At 68.3% G+C, this 14,873-nt stretch carries 14 protein-coding genes, 1 tRNA gene and 1 pseudogene; 10 read left to right on the top strand and 6 right to left on the bottom strand.

Annotated elements, in window-relative coordinates; translation table 11 throughout:
- Positions 1–9: 9 nt before the first annotated feature.
- Positions 10–1,077: a UDP-N-acetylmuramate dehydrogenase gene (locus tag BW733_RS03390; protein ID WP_237268367.1), complete on the top strand. Its 1,068-nt coding sequence runs from the start codon at positions 10–12 to the stop codon at positions 1,075–1,077.
- A gap of 97 nt (positions 1,078–1,174) precedes the next feature.
- Positions 1,175–2,236 (top strand): peptidoglycan-binding protein, encoded by a 1,062-nt coding sequence (locus tag BW733_RS03385; RefSeq protein WP_077347899.1) that lies wholly within the window; start codon positions 1,175–1,177, stop codon positions 2,234–2,236.
- A 6-nt stretch (positions 2,237–2,242) separates the two neighbouring features.
- Here BW733_RS03385 and BW733_RS03380 read toward each other — a convergent pair whose 3' ends face one another.
- Positions 2,243–3,406, bottom strand: a complete 1,164-nt coding sequence (locus BW733_RS03380; protein ID WP_077347897.1) for a M20 metallopeptidase family protein — start codon at positions 3,404–3,406, stop codon at positions 2,243–2,245.
- 82 nt (positions 3,407–3,488) lie between these two features.
- On the opposite strand from BW733_RS03380, the gene BW733_RS03375 reads away from it, so the two are divergent.
- Both BW733_RS03375 and BW733_RS03370 read left to right on the top strand, forming a co-directional pair.
- Complete coding sequence (locus BW733_RS03375; RefSeq protein WP_077347895.1) at positions 3,489–5,276, top strand: ABC transporter ATP-binding protein; 1,788 nt, start codon at positions 3,489–3,491, stop codon at positions 5,274–5,276.
- A complete protein-coding gene (locus tag BW733_RS03370) occupies positions 5,273–7,102 on the top strand; it encodes an ABC transporter ATP-binding protein (RefSeq protein WP_077347893.1) in 1,830 nt (609 codons plus the stop codon). Before BW733_RS03375 ends, BW733_RS03370 begins: the two co-directional genes overlap by 4 nt.
- Here BW733_RS03370 and BW733_RS19225 read toward each other — a convergent pair.
- Positions 7,099–7,641, bottom strand: a pseudogene (locus BW733_RS19225) (protein-L-isoaspartate O-methyltransferase family protein). The gene BW733_RS03370 and the pseudogene BW733_RS19225 overlap by 4 nt on opposite strands.
- Before the next feature lie 187 nt (positions 7,642–7,828).
- Between BW733_RS19225 and BW733_RS03360 the strand changes: the two are divergent.
- From BW733_RS03360 to BW733_RS03335, 6 genes are all read left to right on the top strand, one after another.
- Positions 7,829–7,901 (top strand) — tRNA-Trp (locus tag BW733_RS03360).
- 87 nt (positions 7,902–7,988) lie between these two features.
- Positions 7,989–8,588 carry a preprotein translocase subunit SecE gene (gene secE / locus BW733_RS19220; protein WP_237268283.1) on the top strand — a complete coding sequence of 200 codons (600 nt, stop codon included), beginning with the start codon at positions 7,989–7,991 and terminating at the stop codon, positions 8,586–8,588.
- A complete protein-coding gene (gene nusG, locus BW733_RS03350; RefSeq protein WP_077347891.1) occupies positions 8,588–9,409 on the top strand; it encodes a transcription termination/antitermination protein NusG in 822 nt (273 codons plus the stop codon). Before secE ends, nusG begins: the two co-directional genes overlap by 1 nt.
- A 60-nt stretch (positions 9,410–9,469) precedes the next feature.
- Positions 9,470–9,898: a 50S ribosomal protein L11 gene (gene rplK / locus BW733_RS03345; protein WP_077347889.1), complete on the top strand. Its 429-nt coding sequence runs from the start codon at positions 9,470–9,472 to the stop codon at positions 9,896–9,898.
- A gap of 86 nt (positions 9,899–9,984) precedes the next feature.
- Positions 9,985–10,683: a 50S ribosomal protein L1 gene (gene rplA / locus BW733_RS03340; RefSeq protein ID WP_077347887.1), complete on the top strand. Its 699-nt coding sequence runs from the start codon at positions 9,985–9,987 to the stop codon at positions 10,681–10,683.
- A gap of 78 nt (positions 10,684–10,761) precedes the next feature.
- Complete coding sequence (locus BW733_RS03335; protein WP_179947137.1) at positions 10,762–11,394, top strand: pyroglutamyl-peptidase I; 633 nt, start codon at positions 10,762–10,764, stop codon at positions 11,392–11,394.
- Between the two features lie 85 nt (positions 11,395–11,479).
- On the opposite strand, the gene BW733_RS03330 is transcribed toward BW733_RS03335, so the two are convergent.
- From BW733_RS03330 to BW733_RS03315, 4 genes are all read right to left on the bottom strand, one after another.
- The gene (locus BW733_RS03330; protein ID WP_202970336.1) at positions 11,480–12,481 is read right to left on the bottom strand and encodes a LacI family DNA-binding transcriptional regulator; all 1,002 of its coding nucleotides are present in this window, start codon (positions 12,479–12,481) and stop codon (positions 11,480–11,482) included.
- Positions 12,482–12,665: 184 nt separating this feature from the next.
- Positions 12,666–13,214 carry a hypothetical protein gene (locus BW733_RS03325; protein ID WP_077347883.1) on the bottom strand — a complete coding sequence of 183 codons (549 nt, stop codon included), beginning with the start codon at positions 13,212–13,214 and terminating at the stop codon, positions 12,666–12,668.
- A 36-nt stretch (positions 13,215–13,250) separates the two neighbouring features.
- The gene (locus tag BW733_RS03320; protein WP_077352670.1) at positions 13,251–14,003 is read right to left on the bottom strand and encodes an amino acid ABC transporter ATP-binding protein; all 753 of its coding nucleotides are present in this window, start codon (positions 14,001–14,003) and stop codon (positions 13,251–13,253) included.
- Positions 14,004–14,008: 5 nt separating this feature from the next.
- Positions 14,009–14,722: an amino acid ABC transporter permease gene (locus BW733_RS03315; protein ID WP_335755095.1), complete on the bottom strand. Its 714-nt coding sequence runs from the start codon at positions 14,720–14,722 to the stop codon at positions 14,009–14,011.
- Positions 14,723–14,873 lie beyond the last annotated feature (151 nt).

The raw sequence follows: 14,873 nt of genomic DNA, 5'->3' as shown, positions 1-14,873 counted from the left end.
TCCTGCAGCATCGACCGGGTCGACCTCGGCTCCGACGGGCCGGTCGTTCCCGGCTCGACCCGCCTGGCCGACCACACCACCCTGCGCGTCGGTGGGCCAGCCGCCAACTTCGTCGTAGCGGAGACCGAGCACGAACTGATCGACGCAGTCACCGGGTGCGATGAGCGCGGCGAACCGGTCCTCGTGCTCGGCGGCGGCTCCAACCTGCTGATCACCGACGAGGGCTTCGAGGGCACCGTCGTCCGGGTCGCGATCGGCGGCATCAAGGCCGACGTGTCGACCTGCGGCGGCGCGTCCGTGAGGGTCGGGGCGGGGGAGAACTGGGACGACTTCGTCGCCGAGGCCGTCGACCGCGAATGGAGCGGCGTCGAGGCGCTGTCCGGCATCCCGGGAAGCGTCGGGGCCACCCCGATCCAGAACGTAGGAGCCTACGGCGCCGAGGTCTCCCAGACGATCACCTCGGTGCGCACCTGGGACCGGACGGAGCGCACCCAGCGCACCTTCCCGCTCACCGACTGCGGCTTCGGCTACCGCACCTCCCGGTTCAAGCGCGAACCAGGCCGTTACGTCGTCCTCGACGTCGGCTACCAGTTCACGCTCGGCTCCCGCTCGCAGCCGGTCGCCTACGCCGAACTGGCCCGCCGCCTCGACACCCAGGTGGGTGCCCGCGTCCCGGCAAGGCTCGTCCGCGACACCGTGCTCGAGATCCGCCGCGGAAAGGGCATGGTGCTCGACGCCTCCGACCACGACACGTGGAGCGCCGGCTCGTTCTTCACCAACCCCATCCTCAGCGCCGACGACGCCGGACGGCTCCCCGAGGGCGCCCCGCGCTTCCCGATGCCCGACGGGTCGGTCAAGACCAGCGCCGCCTGGCTGATCCAGCACGCCGGCTTCGAGAAGGGCTACGGCACCGAACGGGCGAGCCTCTCGACCAAACATGTGCTGGCGCTCACCAACCGGGGAGGCGCCACGTCCGCCGACCTGGTCAGGGTCGCCCGGGCGGTGCGCGTCGGCGTGGCGCAGGCGTTCGGCATCACGCTGGTGCCCGAGGTCAACCTGGTCGGCGTCCAGCTCTGACGCGACCGCCGGGACCTCAACCTGAAGTTGAGAAACTTTCACCCGGCGGGCCCGGCGGCTAGCCTCACGAACCAACCAACCGGTGGGAGTGAGACCAATGCGCTGGATCAAGGTCGCCGTCGCGACCGCCCTCGTCCTCGGCTTCGCGGCGATCGCGCCGAGCCCGGCGAAGGCGTCCGTTCAGAGCGAGTTCATCGCAAAGCTCGTGGGCCCCGCCCAGCAGAACGAGCGCGCGACGGGCATCCCCGCCTCCGTCGCCATCGGCATGGCCGCCCTGGAGACCGGCTGGGGCCGCTCGAAGATGGCGAGCGCATACACCGTCGACGCAGGGCTGCCGACCGAGAAGGTCTACCAGGTCAACACGCTGTTCAACATCAAGTGCACGAGCACCGTCTCGCCGTACCAGACCGGCTGCGTGCCGGTGAAGACCGCCGAGTACAAGCCCGACGGCACCGCCTACTACATCGTCGACAACTTCCGCACCTACAAGAACTGGGGCGACTCGATCCTCGACTACGGACGGCTGCTGACCACGGCGTCGCGTTACGCGAAGGCGTTCGACTACAAGTTGTACCCGGACCAGTTCGTGACCGAGGTGCGCAAGGGCGGCTACGCCACCGACCCCAAGTACGCCGACCTCGTGATCTCGATCATGAAGAGCTACAACCTCTACCAGTACAACCTCAACGGCGCGGGCGCAGGCTTCCCGCCGGGCATGGGCACCGGAGGCGACGTCGGCTCGACCGCCTTCACCGTCGGCTCCGATCTCCCCGCCTACGTCAGCGGCTCGAAGGGTGACGGGGTGCGCATCCTGCAGCTGCTGCTCAACGCCAACGGCTCGCAGCTGGACGCCGACGGCATCTTCGGCGACCAGTCGAAGGCGGCGGTCAGCGCGTTCCAGTCGAAGAACGGCATCAGCGCGACGGGCGCGATGAACGACAAGACCTGGAACAAGCTGCTGCCGAACCTGAAGCAGGGCAGCAGCGGTGGCTCCGTGCGCGCGCTGCAGTCGGCCCTGCAGGACGCCGGTCATTCCGTCAGCGTGAACGGGAGCTTCGACGCGACCACCGCGAAGGCCGTGCGCTCCTTCCAGACCAGGCACCGGATCAAGGTCACCGGCGAGGTCAGCCGCCTGACCTGGGCGAGGCTGATCGGCTGAGCCCGGCTACAGGGTCGACGCGGCGGCGACGTAGCCGCTCGCGTAGGCCACCGCGGCGAGCTCGAGCGCGTCGCGCCCCGGCAGGTAGGCGCCGTGGTGCAGCCCGGCTCCGTTGATCCGCCCGGTGCCGATGAAGCACATCAGCGACGCCGTCTCGCGCCCGTACTCGGCGAAGTCGTCCGACCCACACGAGCGGAACGGCGTCTCGGCGACCGTCACCCCGAGCGAACTGAGCAGGTGGTCGGTGCGGTGCACGAGCGCCGGATCGTTGACCAGCGCGGGCCCGCCACGCACGAACCGGGCCTCGGCGTGCGCGCCTCGCCCCGCCGCGACACCTTCGACGGTGCGCGCGATCGCCTCGTGCAGCCGCATCCGGTCCGCCTCGTGGAAGGTGCGGATCGTTCCCCGGCACGAGGCCGAGTCGGGGATCACGTTGGGTGCCGTACCACCCGAGACCTGCCCGAACGAGACGACCGTGGCGTGCGTGGGGTCGATCAGCCGGCCGCGCAGCGACGACACCTCCCCGATGATGGCGGCGAGCGTCGTGATCGGGTCGACGGCCAGATGCGGGTAGGCCCCGTGAGCAGGGGAGCCGGCCACCGTGATCTCGAACGAGTCGTAGGCGGCGTTGACGGCGCCCGCGCCGGTCGATACCACGCCCGGGTCGACGCCGGGCTGCATGTGCACGCCGATCATGGCCTCGACCGACTCCCGCTCCAGCAGGCCCGAGGCGACGACGTCGCCTGCGCCGGGAGGGGTGACCTCCTCGCGTGGCTGCAGCACCGGCACCATCGCCGCGGGCAGGTCGAGTTCCCGAGCGGCGTTCAACACGGCCCACAGCGCGGCCATGTGCACGTCGTGGCCACACGCGTGCATGACACCAGGGATCCGCGACTCGAACTCGACGCCGGTCACCTCGTCGATCGGCAGCGCGTCGAGCTCGGCGCGCAGGCCCACCGCCGGCCCGTTAGGGCCGAGCCGAGCCCAGGCGCCCGTTGCGGCGACGGGCGACCAGTCGAGGAACGGCAGCGCCGCGACCAGTTGGTCGCGGGTGTGGCCCTCCTGGCCGCTGAGCCGCGGGTCCGCATGGAGCCTCCTGCGCAGCGCCGCCGCCTCGGGCAGCACGCGCGTGATGCCGTCAGTCAGGGGCTTCAGCAGCTCGGAGGTCATGGGCAGAACCTTAGTCCGGGCTCAGCAGGCGGCGGCCTCGGACGCCTTCCGAACTGTCCGCGCATCGCAGTAGGGTGAAGAAATGCTTCCAGCCAGAACCCGTTCCTACGCTCTGGCCCCGGCGGCACCCGGGCGCGCGGCGGTGCTGCGTTTCCTTCCCTACATCGCGCGCTTCAAGTGGCAGTTCATCGCCTCCTTCGTGATGGCCCCGCTCGGCGTGCTGATCAGCGTCGCCATCCCGCTCCTGCTCGGCGCGATCGTCGACGGGCCCATCGCCCAGCGCAACCTCACGGCCCTGCTGTGGTTCTGCCTCGCCCTGCTCGGGCTGGGTGTCGCAGACGCCGGACTGTCGTTCATCCGCCGCTGGATCATGTCGCGGGCCACCTCGCACATCGAGGCCGACATCCGGCTCGATCTCTTCGACAAGCTGCAGCGGCTCCAGATGGGCTTCCACAAGTCGTGGGAGTCGGGCCAGCTCCTCTCGCGCATGATGAGCGACCTCGGCCTGCTGCGCCGGTTCATGTCGTTCGGCCTTGTCATGTTGTTCATGAACTCGATCCACATCGTGGTGGTCGTCGTGATCATGGTGGTGAAGCTCTGGCACGTCGGACTCGCGGTGCTGATCGCCGTCATCCCCGTCGTGATCGCGACCTTCGTGCTGATGGGGCGGTTCGGAAAGCTGTCGCGCCGCGTGCAGGACGAGACCGGCGACGTGGCCTCCTCCGCCGAGGAGTCGCTGCACGGCGTCCGCGTGATCCGTTCCTTCGGCCGAGCCCGCTACGCCTACCGCGGCTACGACGAGCGGGCCACGAAGCTCGCCGAGTCAGGTGTGGCCCGGATGAACCTCGCCTCCATTCTGTGGACGCTGCTCGAGGTCTTCCCCAACGTGCTGCTGCTCGTCGTCCTGGTCGGCGTCAGCTTCGGCGTCTCCGGCGGCGTGCTGACCCTCGGCGACGCCGTCACCTTCGTCACCCTGCTCCTGTCGCTGGCCTGGCCGGTGGGCAGCCTCGGCTACCTGTTGTCTTTCGCGCGCGAGGCGGCCACCGCGGCCGACCGCGTGGTCGAGGTGTTCGATGCCCCCGTCACCATCTCGTCCGGCACCTCCCGCATCGAGGCTCCGGCCGGACGGCTCGAGCTGCGCGACGTCACGTTCCAGTTCGACGACGCCACCGAACCGACGCTCAGCGGGCTGAACCTCACCCTCGAACCGGGGGAGACGGTCGCCCTCGTGGGCGGCACCGGATCGGGGAAGTCGACCCTCGTGTCGCTGATCCCGCGGTTGCTCGACGTGACAGGCGGCCAGATCCTGCTCGACGGTGTCGACGTGCGCGACCTCGACCTCGTCCAGCTGCGCAGCCTGATCGGCACCGCCTTCGAGGAGCCGATCCTCTTCTCGATGTCGGCACGCGAGAACCTCACCCTCGGCCGCCCTGAGGCCATCGAGGCGGAGATCGCCGAGGCGGTGCGGGTCGCGCGCGCCGACTTCGTCTACGACCTCCCGTGGGGGCTCGACACGCGGCTCGGCGAGCAGGGCCTCAGCCTGTCCGGTGGCCAGCGTCAGCGCCTCGCGTTGGCGCGCGCCATCCTGGTCGGCCCGCGCGTGCTCGTCCTCGACGACACCCTCAGCGCGCTCGACATCCACACCGAGGCCGAGGTCGAGGAGGCCCTGAAGTCCACGCTCGGCGGCGTGACTGGCATCGTGGTCGCGCACCGCGCCTCGACCGTCCTGCTCGCCGACCGGGTCGCCGTGCTCACCGAGGGCAGCATCGCCCACGTCGGCACCCACCAGGAGCTGCTGGCGACCGTTCCCGAGTACCGCGAACTGCTCTCCGCCGACTACTCGATCGCGATGGGAGAGCAGAGCGCATGACAACCCAGACACCGGAGCAGGAGCGCGAGGACCCGACGGCGGCCTGGCGCGGCGTCAAGCAGGACATCGACGAGGAGCGCGCGGCCGGGGTCGGCCTGCGCGGCCCCTCCCGCAGGCTGCTCGTCGAACTGCTGCGTCCCTACAAGTGGTGGCTGATCTTCCTGATCGGCGTCGTGGTGGTCGAGGCCGCCGCGCGCCTGTCCATCCCGTTGCTGGTGCAGCGCGTCCTCGACGACGGACTGACAGGCGACACGTCGGTGCTCTGGACGTCGCTTTCGCTGATGGGGCTCGCGATCCTCGCCCAGGTCCTGACCAGAGTGACGTTCCTGCGGCGCACCGGCCGGATCGGCAACGCGATCCTGCTCGACCTGAGGCGACGCCTGTTCACCAAGTTCCAGCGCCTCGACATCGGCTTCCACGACAAGTACACCTCTGGCCGCGCCGTCTCCCGTATGACCAGCGATGTCGAGGCGGTCCAGGAACTCGTGCTCCAGGGCATCGACGTCGTCGTGATCTCGGTGCTGACGATCCTCGGCGCGACCGTGATCATGCTGTCGCTCGACTGGCGACTCGCGCTGGTGGCCTTCGCCACCTATCCGCTGCTGTGGCTGCTGATGCGCTGGTTCGTGAAGGCCTCGACCCGCGCCTTCCGCGCCGTGCGCACCTACTCGGCGATCGTCATCGTGCAGTTCATCGAGACCATGACCGGCATCAAGGCCGTCCAGGCCTTCCGTCGCGAGCCCCGCTCCGCGGAGATCTTTGAGGACGTGGCGCTGCAGTACCGCGACCGCAACGTCACCGCCATGCGCACCTTCGCCCGCGCCATGCCAGGCATCCAGTTGATCGGCAACCTCGGCATCGTGCTCGTGGTGCTGGTCGGCGGCTGGCTCGCCGTCGGCGGTGACGTCAGCATCGGCGTGATGGCCGCGTTCGTGATGTACCTGCGCATGTTCTTCGACCCGATCCAGGACCTCGGCCAGTTCGTCTCGACCCTGCAGTCCGCGCTCACCGCCCTCGAGAAGGTGTCCAGCGTGATGGAGGAGCGGCCGAAGGTCGACGACCCCGCCGAACCCGTCGCCATGCCCGAGGCGAGGGGCCGCATCGAGTTCGACGGCGTGCGCTTCGGCTACCTGGACGACACCACAGTGCTTCCCGGCCTCGACCTCGACCTCGCCGCGGGCTCGAGAGTCGCGCTCGTCGGCACCACCGGCGCGGGCAAGACCACCATCGCGAAGCTGATCGCCCGCTTCTACGATCCGCAGCGGGGCAGCGTGCGGCTCGACGGGGTGGACGTGCGCGACCTCGACGACGACACGCTGCGCAGGCACGTCACGCTGCTGACCCAGGAGAACTTCATCTTCGGCGGCTCGATCGCAGACAACATCGCGTTCGGCAGGCCAGAGGCCACCCGCGAGGAGATCGTCAACGCCGCCCGCACGGTCGGCGCCGACTCCTTCATCGAGCAGATGCCGAAGGGTTACGACACCGACACGGGTAAGCGCGGATCGCGCCTGTCGGCAGGCCAGCGCCAGCTGATCGCGTTCTCGCGGGTCGTGCTGGCCGACCCCCGGGTGCTGATCCTCGACGAGGCGACCAGTTCGCTCGACATCCCCACCGAGCGGCTGGTCCAGCGCGCCCTCTCGACGATCCTTGCCGACCGGACGGCGATCATCATCGCGCACCGGCTCTCGACGGTCGAGATCGCAGACCGGGTGCTCGTCCTGCAGCACGGAGAGGTGGTCGAGGACGGCGAGCCCTCGACGCTCGTCGCGGGGGAGGGGCGCTACGCCGACCTGCACCGCGCGTGGATCGCCTCGCTCGCCTAGGGAACCACGGGCGGCACGAACGCGTAGGCGCCGCTGCGCCGGATCTCGACGTCTCCGCCGCGGCGTTGCACGGTCCACAGCTGCCCCGCCACCGGACAGACGAGCCTGCCGTCCTCGGCCAGCTGGGCGACGAGGCTCTCGGGCAGTTCCTTGGCCATGACGGAGACGAGGATCCGGTCGTAGGGCCCTCGGCGGCCCTGCCCAGTTCATCGGGGTCCGCTGGCTCGAGCCGGGCCCAGTGCCGTCCCCAGTGCGCCAGCCGCCCGGCCCCCCCAATGGGCGAGACCGACGTCGAGCTCGAGGCCGGGCACCGATCCCTCCGGCCCGACGAGGCCCGCGAGGATCGCGGTGGTCCAGCCCGAACCCGCCCCCACGTCGAGCACCCTCGCGCCGGGTGGCACCTCCAGTTCCTCCAGCATCTGCCTGACGGTCGAGGGTTGTGAGTTCGTCGTCCCGCGGAACAGGGGGAGCGGTACGTCCAGGTGGGCGTAGGGCACCTGGGCGGGTGGAAGGTGCCGCGACCGGGGCGTGCCCGCCATAGCCTCTGCCACGGATCGTGAGTCGGCCATGGGACAAGTGTTGCTCGCTTGCGCCCACTGTGCGGTTGAACCCCTGGTTCGACTCGACGCCGGATTGCCCCTATAGTTGGCAGAGCACCGGTCAGGTTGCCAAGGTCGAAGCGTGCTCAAAAGCGCGGTCACCGAGGCGGCACCCAAGGGCCGGTAAAGGGTAGTAGCTCAATTGGCAGAGCAGCGGTCTCCAAAACCGCAGGTTGGGGGTTCGAGTCCCTCCTGCCCTGCTAGGCAGTCGCGGAAACGTCGGCTTCCTTGCCTCGCCGACCGGCTTGTCCGGGAGGCATTTTGTTTGTCGAGCGAAGGGAAGCAGCGTGAGCGACAAGTCGCGCGACGCGGAGCCGGAACGCGAGGATCTCGTGGCTGGCCAGCCCGACGCTGCCGAGCCGACCGAGGCCGAGCTGGTCGAGGACGATTCCCTCAGCATCGATGACATCGAGGACCCCGAGGCGCTCGCCGCGGCCGAAGAGGCCGTGATCAAGGACGATGAGGCAGCCGCCTCTGATCCCGCCACCGACGGGGAACTCGTCGACGCCACCGATGCGGACGCCGCCTCCGACGATGAGGCCATCGCCGAGCTCGAAGAGAACTTCACCCCTGAGGAGCAGGCCGCTGCCGCAGCCGCTCCGATCGTCCGCAAGACCGCAAAGGCCCCCGTGCGCAAGAAGGACGCCCCTACGCGCAAGCGCAGCGAGGCGACCTCTGAGCACGAGGATCCGTACAAGGCCAAGAACCCCGTTCAGTTCGTCAAGCAGTCCGTTGACGAGCTGAAGAAGGTCGTCTGGCCGACCTGGGCCCAGACCCTCGCCATGTTCGGCGCTGTGCTGACGTTCGTTCTGATCATGATCGCGATCGTCGGTGTGCTGGACTTCGCGTTCGGGTGGGGCCTGCTCAAGCTGTTTGGGAGCAACTGATGACCGAGTCTGACAACACCTCCGAGAACAACGACTTCGAGATCGACCTCGGTGCCGTCGAGGAGTCGTCGAACGAAGACGACATCGAGATCGACCTCGGCGTGTTCGGCGCCGAGGAGGACGATGAGACTGACGTCGACATCGCCCCGCTGACCGAGGAAGGCGAAGATGAGGACTCCGACGAGGAGGACCTCGACAAGGACGACGCCGTCGCGAAGGCGCTCGACGAGCTGCGTGCGCGGCTCGAGAGCGAGTACGGCGACTGGTACGTCATCCACACCTACTCGGGCATGGAGAACCGCGTCAAGCAGAACGTGGACTCCCGCGCGCAGAGCCTCAACATGGAGGACTACATCTTCGAGACGATCGTCCCCACCGAAGAGGTCGTCGAGGTTCGCAACAACGCACGTAAGACCGTCACCCGCAGCGTGACGCCCGGCTACGTCCTGATCCGCATGGAGCTGACCGACGACTCCTGGAGCCTCGTGCGCCAGACCCCGTCGGTGACCGGCATCGTCGGACACGGCCAGCAGCCGGTATCGCTGTCGATCGACGAGGTCGTGCACATGCTCACTCCTTCCGTGATCGCTCAGGTGAACGCAGCCCAGGCTGGCGCCGCCGTGACGCGGAAGAAGAAGATCGAGGTCGTCGACTTCGCGGTCGGCGACTCCGTCATGGTGACCGACGGCCCCTTCACCGGGGTGCACGCAACGATCACCGAAATCAACGCCAACAATCAGCGGCTCCGCGCTCTCGTCGAGATCCTCGGCCGCGAGACGCCCGTCGATCTCGAATTTAAGCAAGTCGAGAAGGTCGTCTAAGATTGTGCGTTGCGCCGGTTTCCGCCGACGCATCCATCCATTCAGGTAAAGGACCCACCCATGCCTCCCAAGAAGAAGGTTGCGGCCCTCGTTAAGGTCGCACTGCAGGCTGGCGCTGCCACGCCTGCGCCGCCGGTCGGTACCGCTCTCGGTCCGCACGGTGTCAACATCATGGAATTCGTAAAGGCGTACAACGCCCAGACCGAGTCCCAGCGCGGCAACGTCATCCCCGTCGAGATCACCATCTACGAGGACCGCACGTTCACCTTCATCACGAAGACGCCCCCGGCGGCTGAGCTGATCAAGAAGGCCGCAGGCGTCGCCTCCGGTTCGTCGAACCCGCTCACCACCAAGGTCGGCAAGATCTCCAAGGACCAGGTCCGCGAGATCGCCACCACCAAGCTTCCCGACCTCAACGCGAACGATGTCGAGGCCGCCATGAAGATCATCGAGGGCACCGCGCGCTCGATGGGCGTCTCGGTCGACTGACCAACTGAAACTCACGTGGCAGGGGAGTGCTCCCCACACCACAACTGGTGACCGGGCCAAGCCCGGCCAAACGCTAAGGAACCAGCATGAAGCACAGCAAGGGCTACCGCGCCGCAGCTGACAAGCGCGACGCGGACCAGCAGTACACCCCGGAGGAGGCGCTCCGCCTCGTCAAGGAGATGGCGTCGGCCAAGTTCGACGAGACCATCGACGTCGCCGTCCGCCTGGGCGTCGACCCCCGTAAGGCAGACCAGATGGTCCGCGGCACGGTCAACCTTCCTCACGGCACTGGCAAGACGGCACGGGTCCTCGTCTTCGCCGCCGGTGACAAGGCTGATGCCGCCCGCGAGGCAGGCGCCGACGAGGTTGGCACCGACGAGTTGATCGAAAAGGTGGCCGGCGGCTACCTCGACTTCGACGCCGTCGTCGCCACCCCGGATCTGATGGGCAAGGTCGGTCGTCTCGGCCGCGTGCTCGGCCCCCGCGGCCTGATGCCGAACCCGAAGACCGGCACCGTCACGATGGACACGGCCAAGGCCGTCTCCGACATCAAGGGCGGCAAGATCGAGTTCCGTATCGATCGCCACGCCAACCTGCAGTTCATCATCGGGAAGTCGTCGTTCACTGCCGATCAGCTGGCCGACAACTACTTCGCCGTCCTGGACGAGGTCCTGCGTCTCAAGCCGTCCTCCTCGAAGGGCCGCTACCTGCGCAAGATCGCCGTCTCGTCGACGATGAGCCCAAGCGTCCTGGTCGACACCACCGTCGCCAAGGCCGCCGAGTGATCTGAGTCGCACAAGCGAACATCTGCCGGGCGGGTACCTTCGGGTGCCCGCCCGGCTTCGTCTTTCTGGGAGGAACCCATGTCAGTGCGGGTGTTGATCACCGGCTTCGAGCCGTTCGGCGGCGACACCGCCAACGCCAGCGGTCAGGCGGTGCTGCGGCTCGCCCGGCGCTTCGACGACCCGGACCTCGAGCTTGTCCACGCCGTCATCCCGGTGAGCTTCCTCGGTGGTCCGGAGGCCCTGCGTCGGCTGATCGCCGAGCACGACCCTGATGTCGTGGTTGCCGTGGGCGAGGCGGGCGGCCGCTCCGCGGTCACCCCCGAGCAGTGGGCGGTCAACGAGCAGGTGGCGCGGATCCCCGACAACGACGGCGCCCAGCCCAGCGGCCCGATCGATACCCGGCCCCAGCGGCTCGCGTCCCGCCTCGACGTTGACGCGCTCGTGGCCGCGGTGCTGCAGGCAGGCATCCCGGCCGAGTCGTCGCAGGACGCGGGCGCCTTCGTCTGCAACGCGGTGTTCCGGGCCGCGCTGACCGGCTTCGACGGGCCCGCAGGCTTCGTCCACGTCCCCGCAGTCCGCGAGGGCGGCGCCGCAACGGTCGGCGCGGAGACGGATGCGAAGGCGCCCGTGCAGAGCGGCCTCACGTTCGACGACCTGGCGACGGCACTGGAGGCTATCGTCCGCGCCTCGGTCGTCTCTCACGGCTTCTGACGGTTCACCGGGCCAGGGACCGGGGCAACCGAGCGCCGCCTCGACAGCGAATGATCCTCTCATGATCCGGTGCTCGTCGCGTGCATCAGCGTCGTTCCGGGCGAGTACCTCCGGGATCGCAGGGAAGGCCAGGGGCCGGTCCCACGCTCGCCCTGTGCACGAGCGTGGTCTCGAGTTCGATCGGCTGTGGAGCGCGATCGGGTTCGGCGATTCGCTCAAGGAGAAGGGCTGCCGCTGCGTCGCCGAGGTGGTGGGCATTCTGGCTGACGGCCGTGATCTCCGGCGTGACCATCGTCATCCACTGCGCCTCGTCAAAAGTGCACAATGAGACGTCTTCTGGGATCCGAAGTCCCGCCGCGTGGATCGCCCGCCAAGCACCCTCAGCGAGCACGTTGTTGGTGGTGAAGATCGCGGTCGGTCGCTCACGTCGGGCGAGCACGGACGTCGCCGCGAGGGCCGCGTCCCGGCTGTTCCATCCGGTCGTGACCACGTTGGAATCGTCAAGCTTCAACCCATGTGCTTCGTGGGCGCGGCGGAACCCCTCGATCCGGTCTCTTCCCGTTGTCCAGCTGGCCTCATCGATCAGCATCACGATGTTGCGGTGGCCCAGCCTGAGCAGATGATCGGTGACGTCCCTGGCGCCAGCGGTGTTGGAGACCGTGACGGAGTCAGCGAGTTGGGGCGCGAAGTACCGGTCAACCTCAACCGTCGGTACCCGCGCAGAGGCGAGGTAAGTGGTGACCTGCGGACCGACCGGGGTGACGAGCACACCTGCGACCCTCATGGAGACGAACAACTCGGCTGCAGACCGCTCGGCGTCCGACTCTCCGGCAGTGTCGGCGAGCATGACTCCGAGATTCTTCTCCCTCGCCCTCCGCGCAGCGCCTGCGGCCAGCTCCGCGTAGAACGGGTTCGAGAGGTCAGAGACCAGGACACCGATCACAGGGGAGTGCCGCTGTTTGAGGGACCGTGCCAGCGCATCCGCAACGTAGCCGAGTCTCGTGGCGGCGGACTGGACTCGCTGGCGGACCTCCTCGGCGACGTAGCCGCGACCTGTCAAGGCACGGGAGGCGGTCGACCTTGACACGCCCGCGGCCTCGGCAACGTCCTTGATTGTCACACGCTGTCGTGACGTGTCGCGTTGTGCCATGGCCCCTCCTGCGTTCCGCCGACCGGGTTGTCCGGGTCGTCCGTAGGTTCCCGGTCAGAATGCTGCGGCGTCGTGGAGCGTACGGTCCCGGGTCACTGTACCCGGCCTGCAGGGAGCGCAATCAGGTGATCGTGGCGACAGAGTTGCGGGGGAGGGCCGTGCCCTCGAGGCTGTGCAGTCTCTTAAGCAGCGCCGTCCGGTACTCGTGCAGGCCCCGGCTGAGCTGCGGGTCGCCTGCCGTCAGGGCGATGTCGGCGTCCAACCGCTGCAGGACCAGCTGCGCGGTCTCGAGATGGTCCTTGGCCAGTGCCCGGTTGGGGACGAAGCGACGGTAGAGGAGATAGCCGGCACCGGTCCGGATCGCCCAGAACCAGGACTGGTTCATCAGCGCGCCCTGCTGATCTGCGGAGGTGTGCCTGAGCCCTGTGTCGAGGTTGATGCACTCGTCTCTCGGGCCGAGCCGCCGCCCGCCGCAGGTGGGGCCATGCTCGAGCATCTTGTAGCGCACGAAGCCCAGGCCGGCCACCAGCCCGGCCGCGAGCACGAGACTGAACAGGGAGGTGCGGATGCGGCTGAGGCCCAACAGTTGGCCGTTGACCCACCGGCCGGGGTGGACGCCCGCGACGACCGAGGCGACGTTCTTCGAGATCGGGATCTGGCTCCCGCTCATTTCCCTTACCTTGATCCCGTCCGGGATCAGCCGCAGTCAGATCACCTTTGCGAAGAAGTCGCGGGTCCGCAGGTTCTGTGGGTCATCGATCACCTGGGCCGGGGTGCCGGACTCCACGATGACGCCGTCGTCCATGAACACGACCTGATCGGCCACCTCGCGGGCGAAGCCGACCTCGTGGGTCACTACGATCATCGTCATGCCCGATGCGGCGAGGTCCTGCATGACGCTCAGCACCTCGCCGACCAGCTCGGGATCGAGGGCCGAGGTCGGCTCGTCGAAGAGCATCAGTTCGGGGCGCATGGCGAGGGCCCGGGCGATCGCGACGCGCTGCTGCTGACCGCCGGAGAGCTGCGACGGGTAGTGGTCGGCGCGATCCGACAGGCCGACGCGTTCCAGCTGTTCGAGCGCGTCACGGCGGGCCTCGTCCTGCGACATCCGCAGCACCTGGCGCGGAGCCTCCATCACGTTCTGCAGCGCCGTCATGTGCGGGAAAAGGTTGAACCGCTGGAACACCATGCCGATGCGGGAGCGCTGGCGGGCGATGTCCTTGTCGCTGAGCCGGTGCAGCACGCCCCCCTTCTCGCGCAGGCCCATCAGCTCGCCGTCGACGAACATCCGCCCAGCGCTGATCTGCTCGAGCTCGTTGATGCAGCGGATCAGCGTCGACTTCCCGGAGCCCGAGGGCCCGAGCAGGACGCAGACCTCGCCGCGCGCGACGGTGAGGTTGACCCCCTTGAGAACGTGCAGCTCCCCGAAGAGCTTGTGTACGTCGACTGCCTGGACCATCGCGGTCACGGGGTCACCTCCAGGTTGGGGTCGTCCTTGACTGTGCCGGAGGCGAGGATCGACTGCTGGCGCCGCGACATGCCGTGCGCGGCCTTCGCGGGCTTCTCGCCGTCGAACCCCTTGCCGTAGTAGGCCTCGATCCGGGACTGACCGACCATCAGGATCGACGTGATCGCCAGGTACCAGATGGCGGCCACCAGCAGGAGCGGGATGGGGAGGAACTCCTTGTTGCCGAGCGCGTTCGAGACGAAGGTCAGCTCGAGGGCGAACGGGACGGCGAGTACGAGGGAGGTGGTCTTCAGCATCGAGATCGTCTCGTTGCCCGTCGGAGGGACGATCACGCGCATCGCCTGCGGGATCACGATCCGGCGCAGCGTCGTCGAACGCTTCATGCCGAGCGCATTGGCCGCCTCCCACTGACCCTTGTCGACCGACTGCAGGCCGCCGCGGACAGTCTCGGCGAGGTAGGCGCCCTCGTTGAGGCCGAGGCCGAGGATGGCAGCGAAGGCCGCGTTGTAGATGTCCTGGGTCGAGATGCTCCAGTCGCCGATGCCGATCTTCGGGTACAGCGTCCCGATCAGGCCCCAGAACACCAGCTGGGTGTAGATGGGGGTGCCGCGGAAGAACCAGATGTAGGCCCACGAGACGCCGCGCAGGATGGGGTTGGTGCCCATCCGCATGATCGCCATCGTGACCGCCATGATGATGCCGAGCGCCATCGCGCCGACGGTGAGCAGGAGGGTCCACCCGACCCCGGAGAGGATGCGGCTGTCGAACAGGTACTTGCCGACGACGTCCCAGCGGTAGTTCTGGTTCGTGACGAGGCTGACCACGAGCAGCACCGCGAGGACGGCGACGATCGCGGCGGAG

The sequence above is a fragment of the Tessaracoccus flavescens genome (assembly GCF_001998865.1).
GTDB lineage: Bacteria > Actinomycetota > Actinomycetes > Propionibacteriales > Propionibacteriaceae > Arachnia > Arachnia flavescens.
This window is presented reverse-complemented; position numbering and strand designations above follow the sequence as displayed.

Coding starts and splice junctions, on each gene's coding strand:
- BW733_RS03385 (WP_077347899.1), top strand. CDS start 1,175: ATGCGCTGGATCAAGGTCGCCGTCGCGACCGCCCTCGTCCTCGGCTTC.
- BW733_RS03380 (WP_077347897.1), bottom strand. CDS start 3,406: ATGACCTCCGAGCTGCTGAAGCCCCTGACTGACGGCATCACGCGCGTG.
- BW733_RS03375 (WP_077347895.1), top strand. CDS start 3,489: ATGCTTCCAGCCAGAACCCGTTCCTACGCTCTGGCCCCGGCGGCACCC.
- BW733_RS03370 (WP_077347893.1), top strand. CDS start 5,273: ATGACAACCCAGACACCGGAGCAGGAGCGCGAGGACCCGACGGCGGCC.
- nusG (WP_077347891.1), top strand. CDS start 8,588: ATGACCGAGTCTGACAACACCTCCGAGAACAACGACTTCGAGATCGAC.
- rplK (WP_077347889.1), top strand. CDS start 9,470: ATGCCTCCCAAGAAGAAGGTTGCGGCCCTCGTTAAGGTCGCACTGCAG.
- rplA (WP_077347887.1), top strand. CDS start 9,985: ATGAAGCACAGCAAGGGCTACCGCGCCGCAGCTGACAAGCGCGACGCG.
- BW733_RS03335 (WP_179947137.1), top strand. CDS start 10,762: ATGTCAGTGCGGGTGTTGATCACCGGCTTCGAGCCGTTCGGCGGCGAC.
- BW733_RS03325 (WP_077347883.1), bottom strand. CDS start 13,214: ATGAGCGGGAGCCAGATCCCGATCTCGAAGAACGTCGCCTCGGTCGTC.
- BW733_RS03320 (WP_077352670.1), bottom strand. CDS start 14,003: ATGGTCCAGGCAGTCGACGTACACAAGCTCTTCGGGGAGCTGCACGTT.
- BW733_RS03315 (WP_335755095.1), bottom strand. CDS start 14,722: ATGGCGCTCGGCATCATCATGGCGGTCACGATGGCGATCATGCGGATG.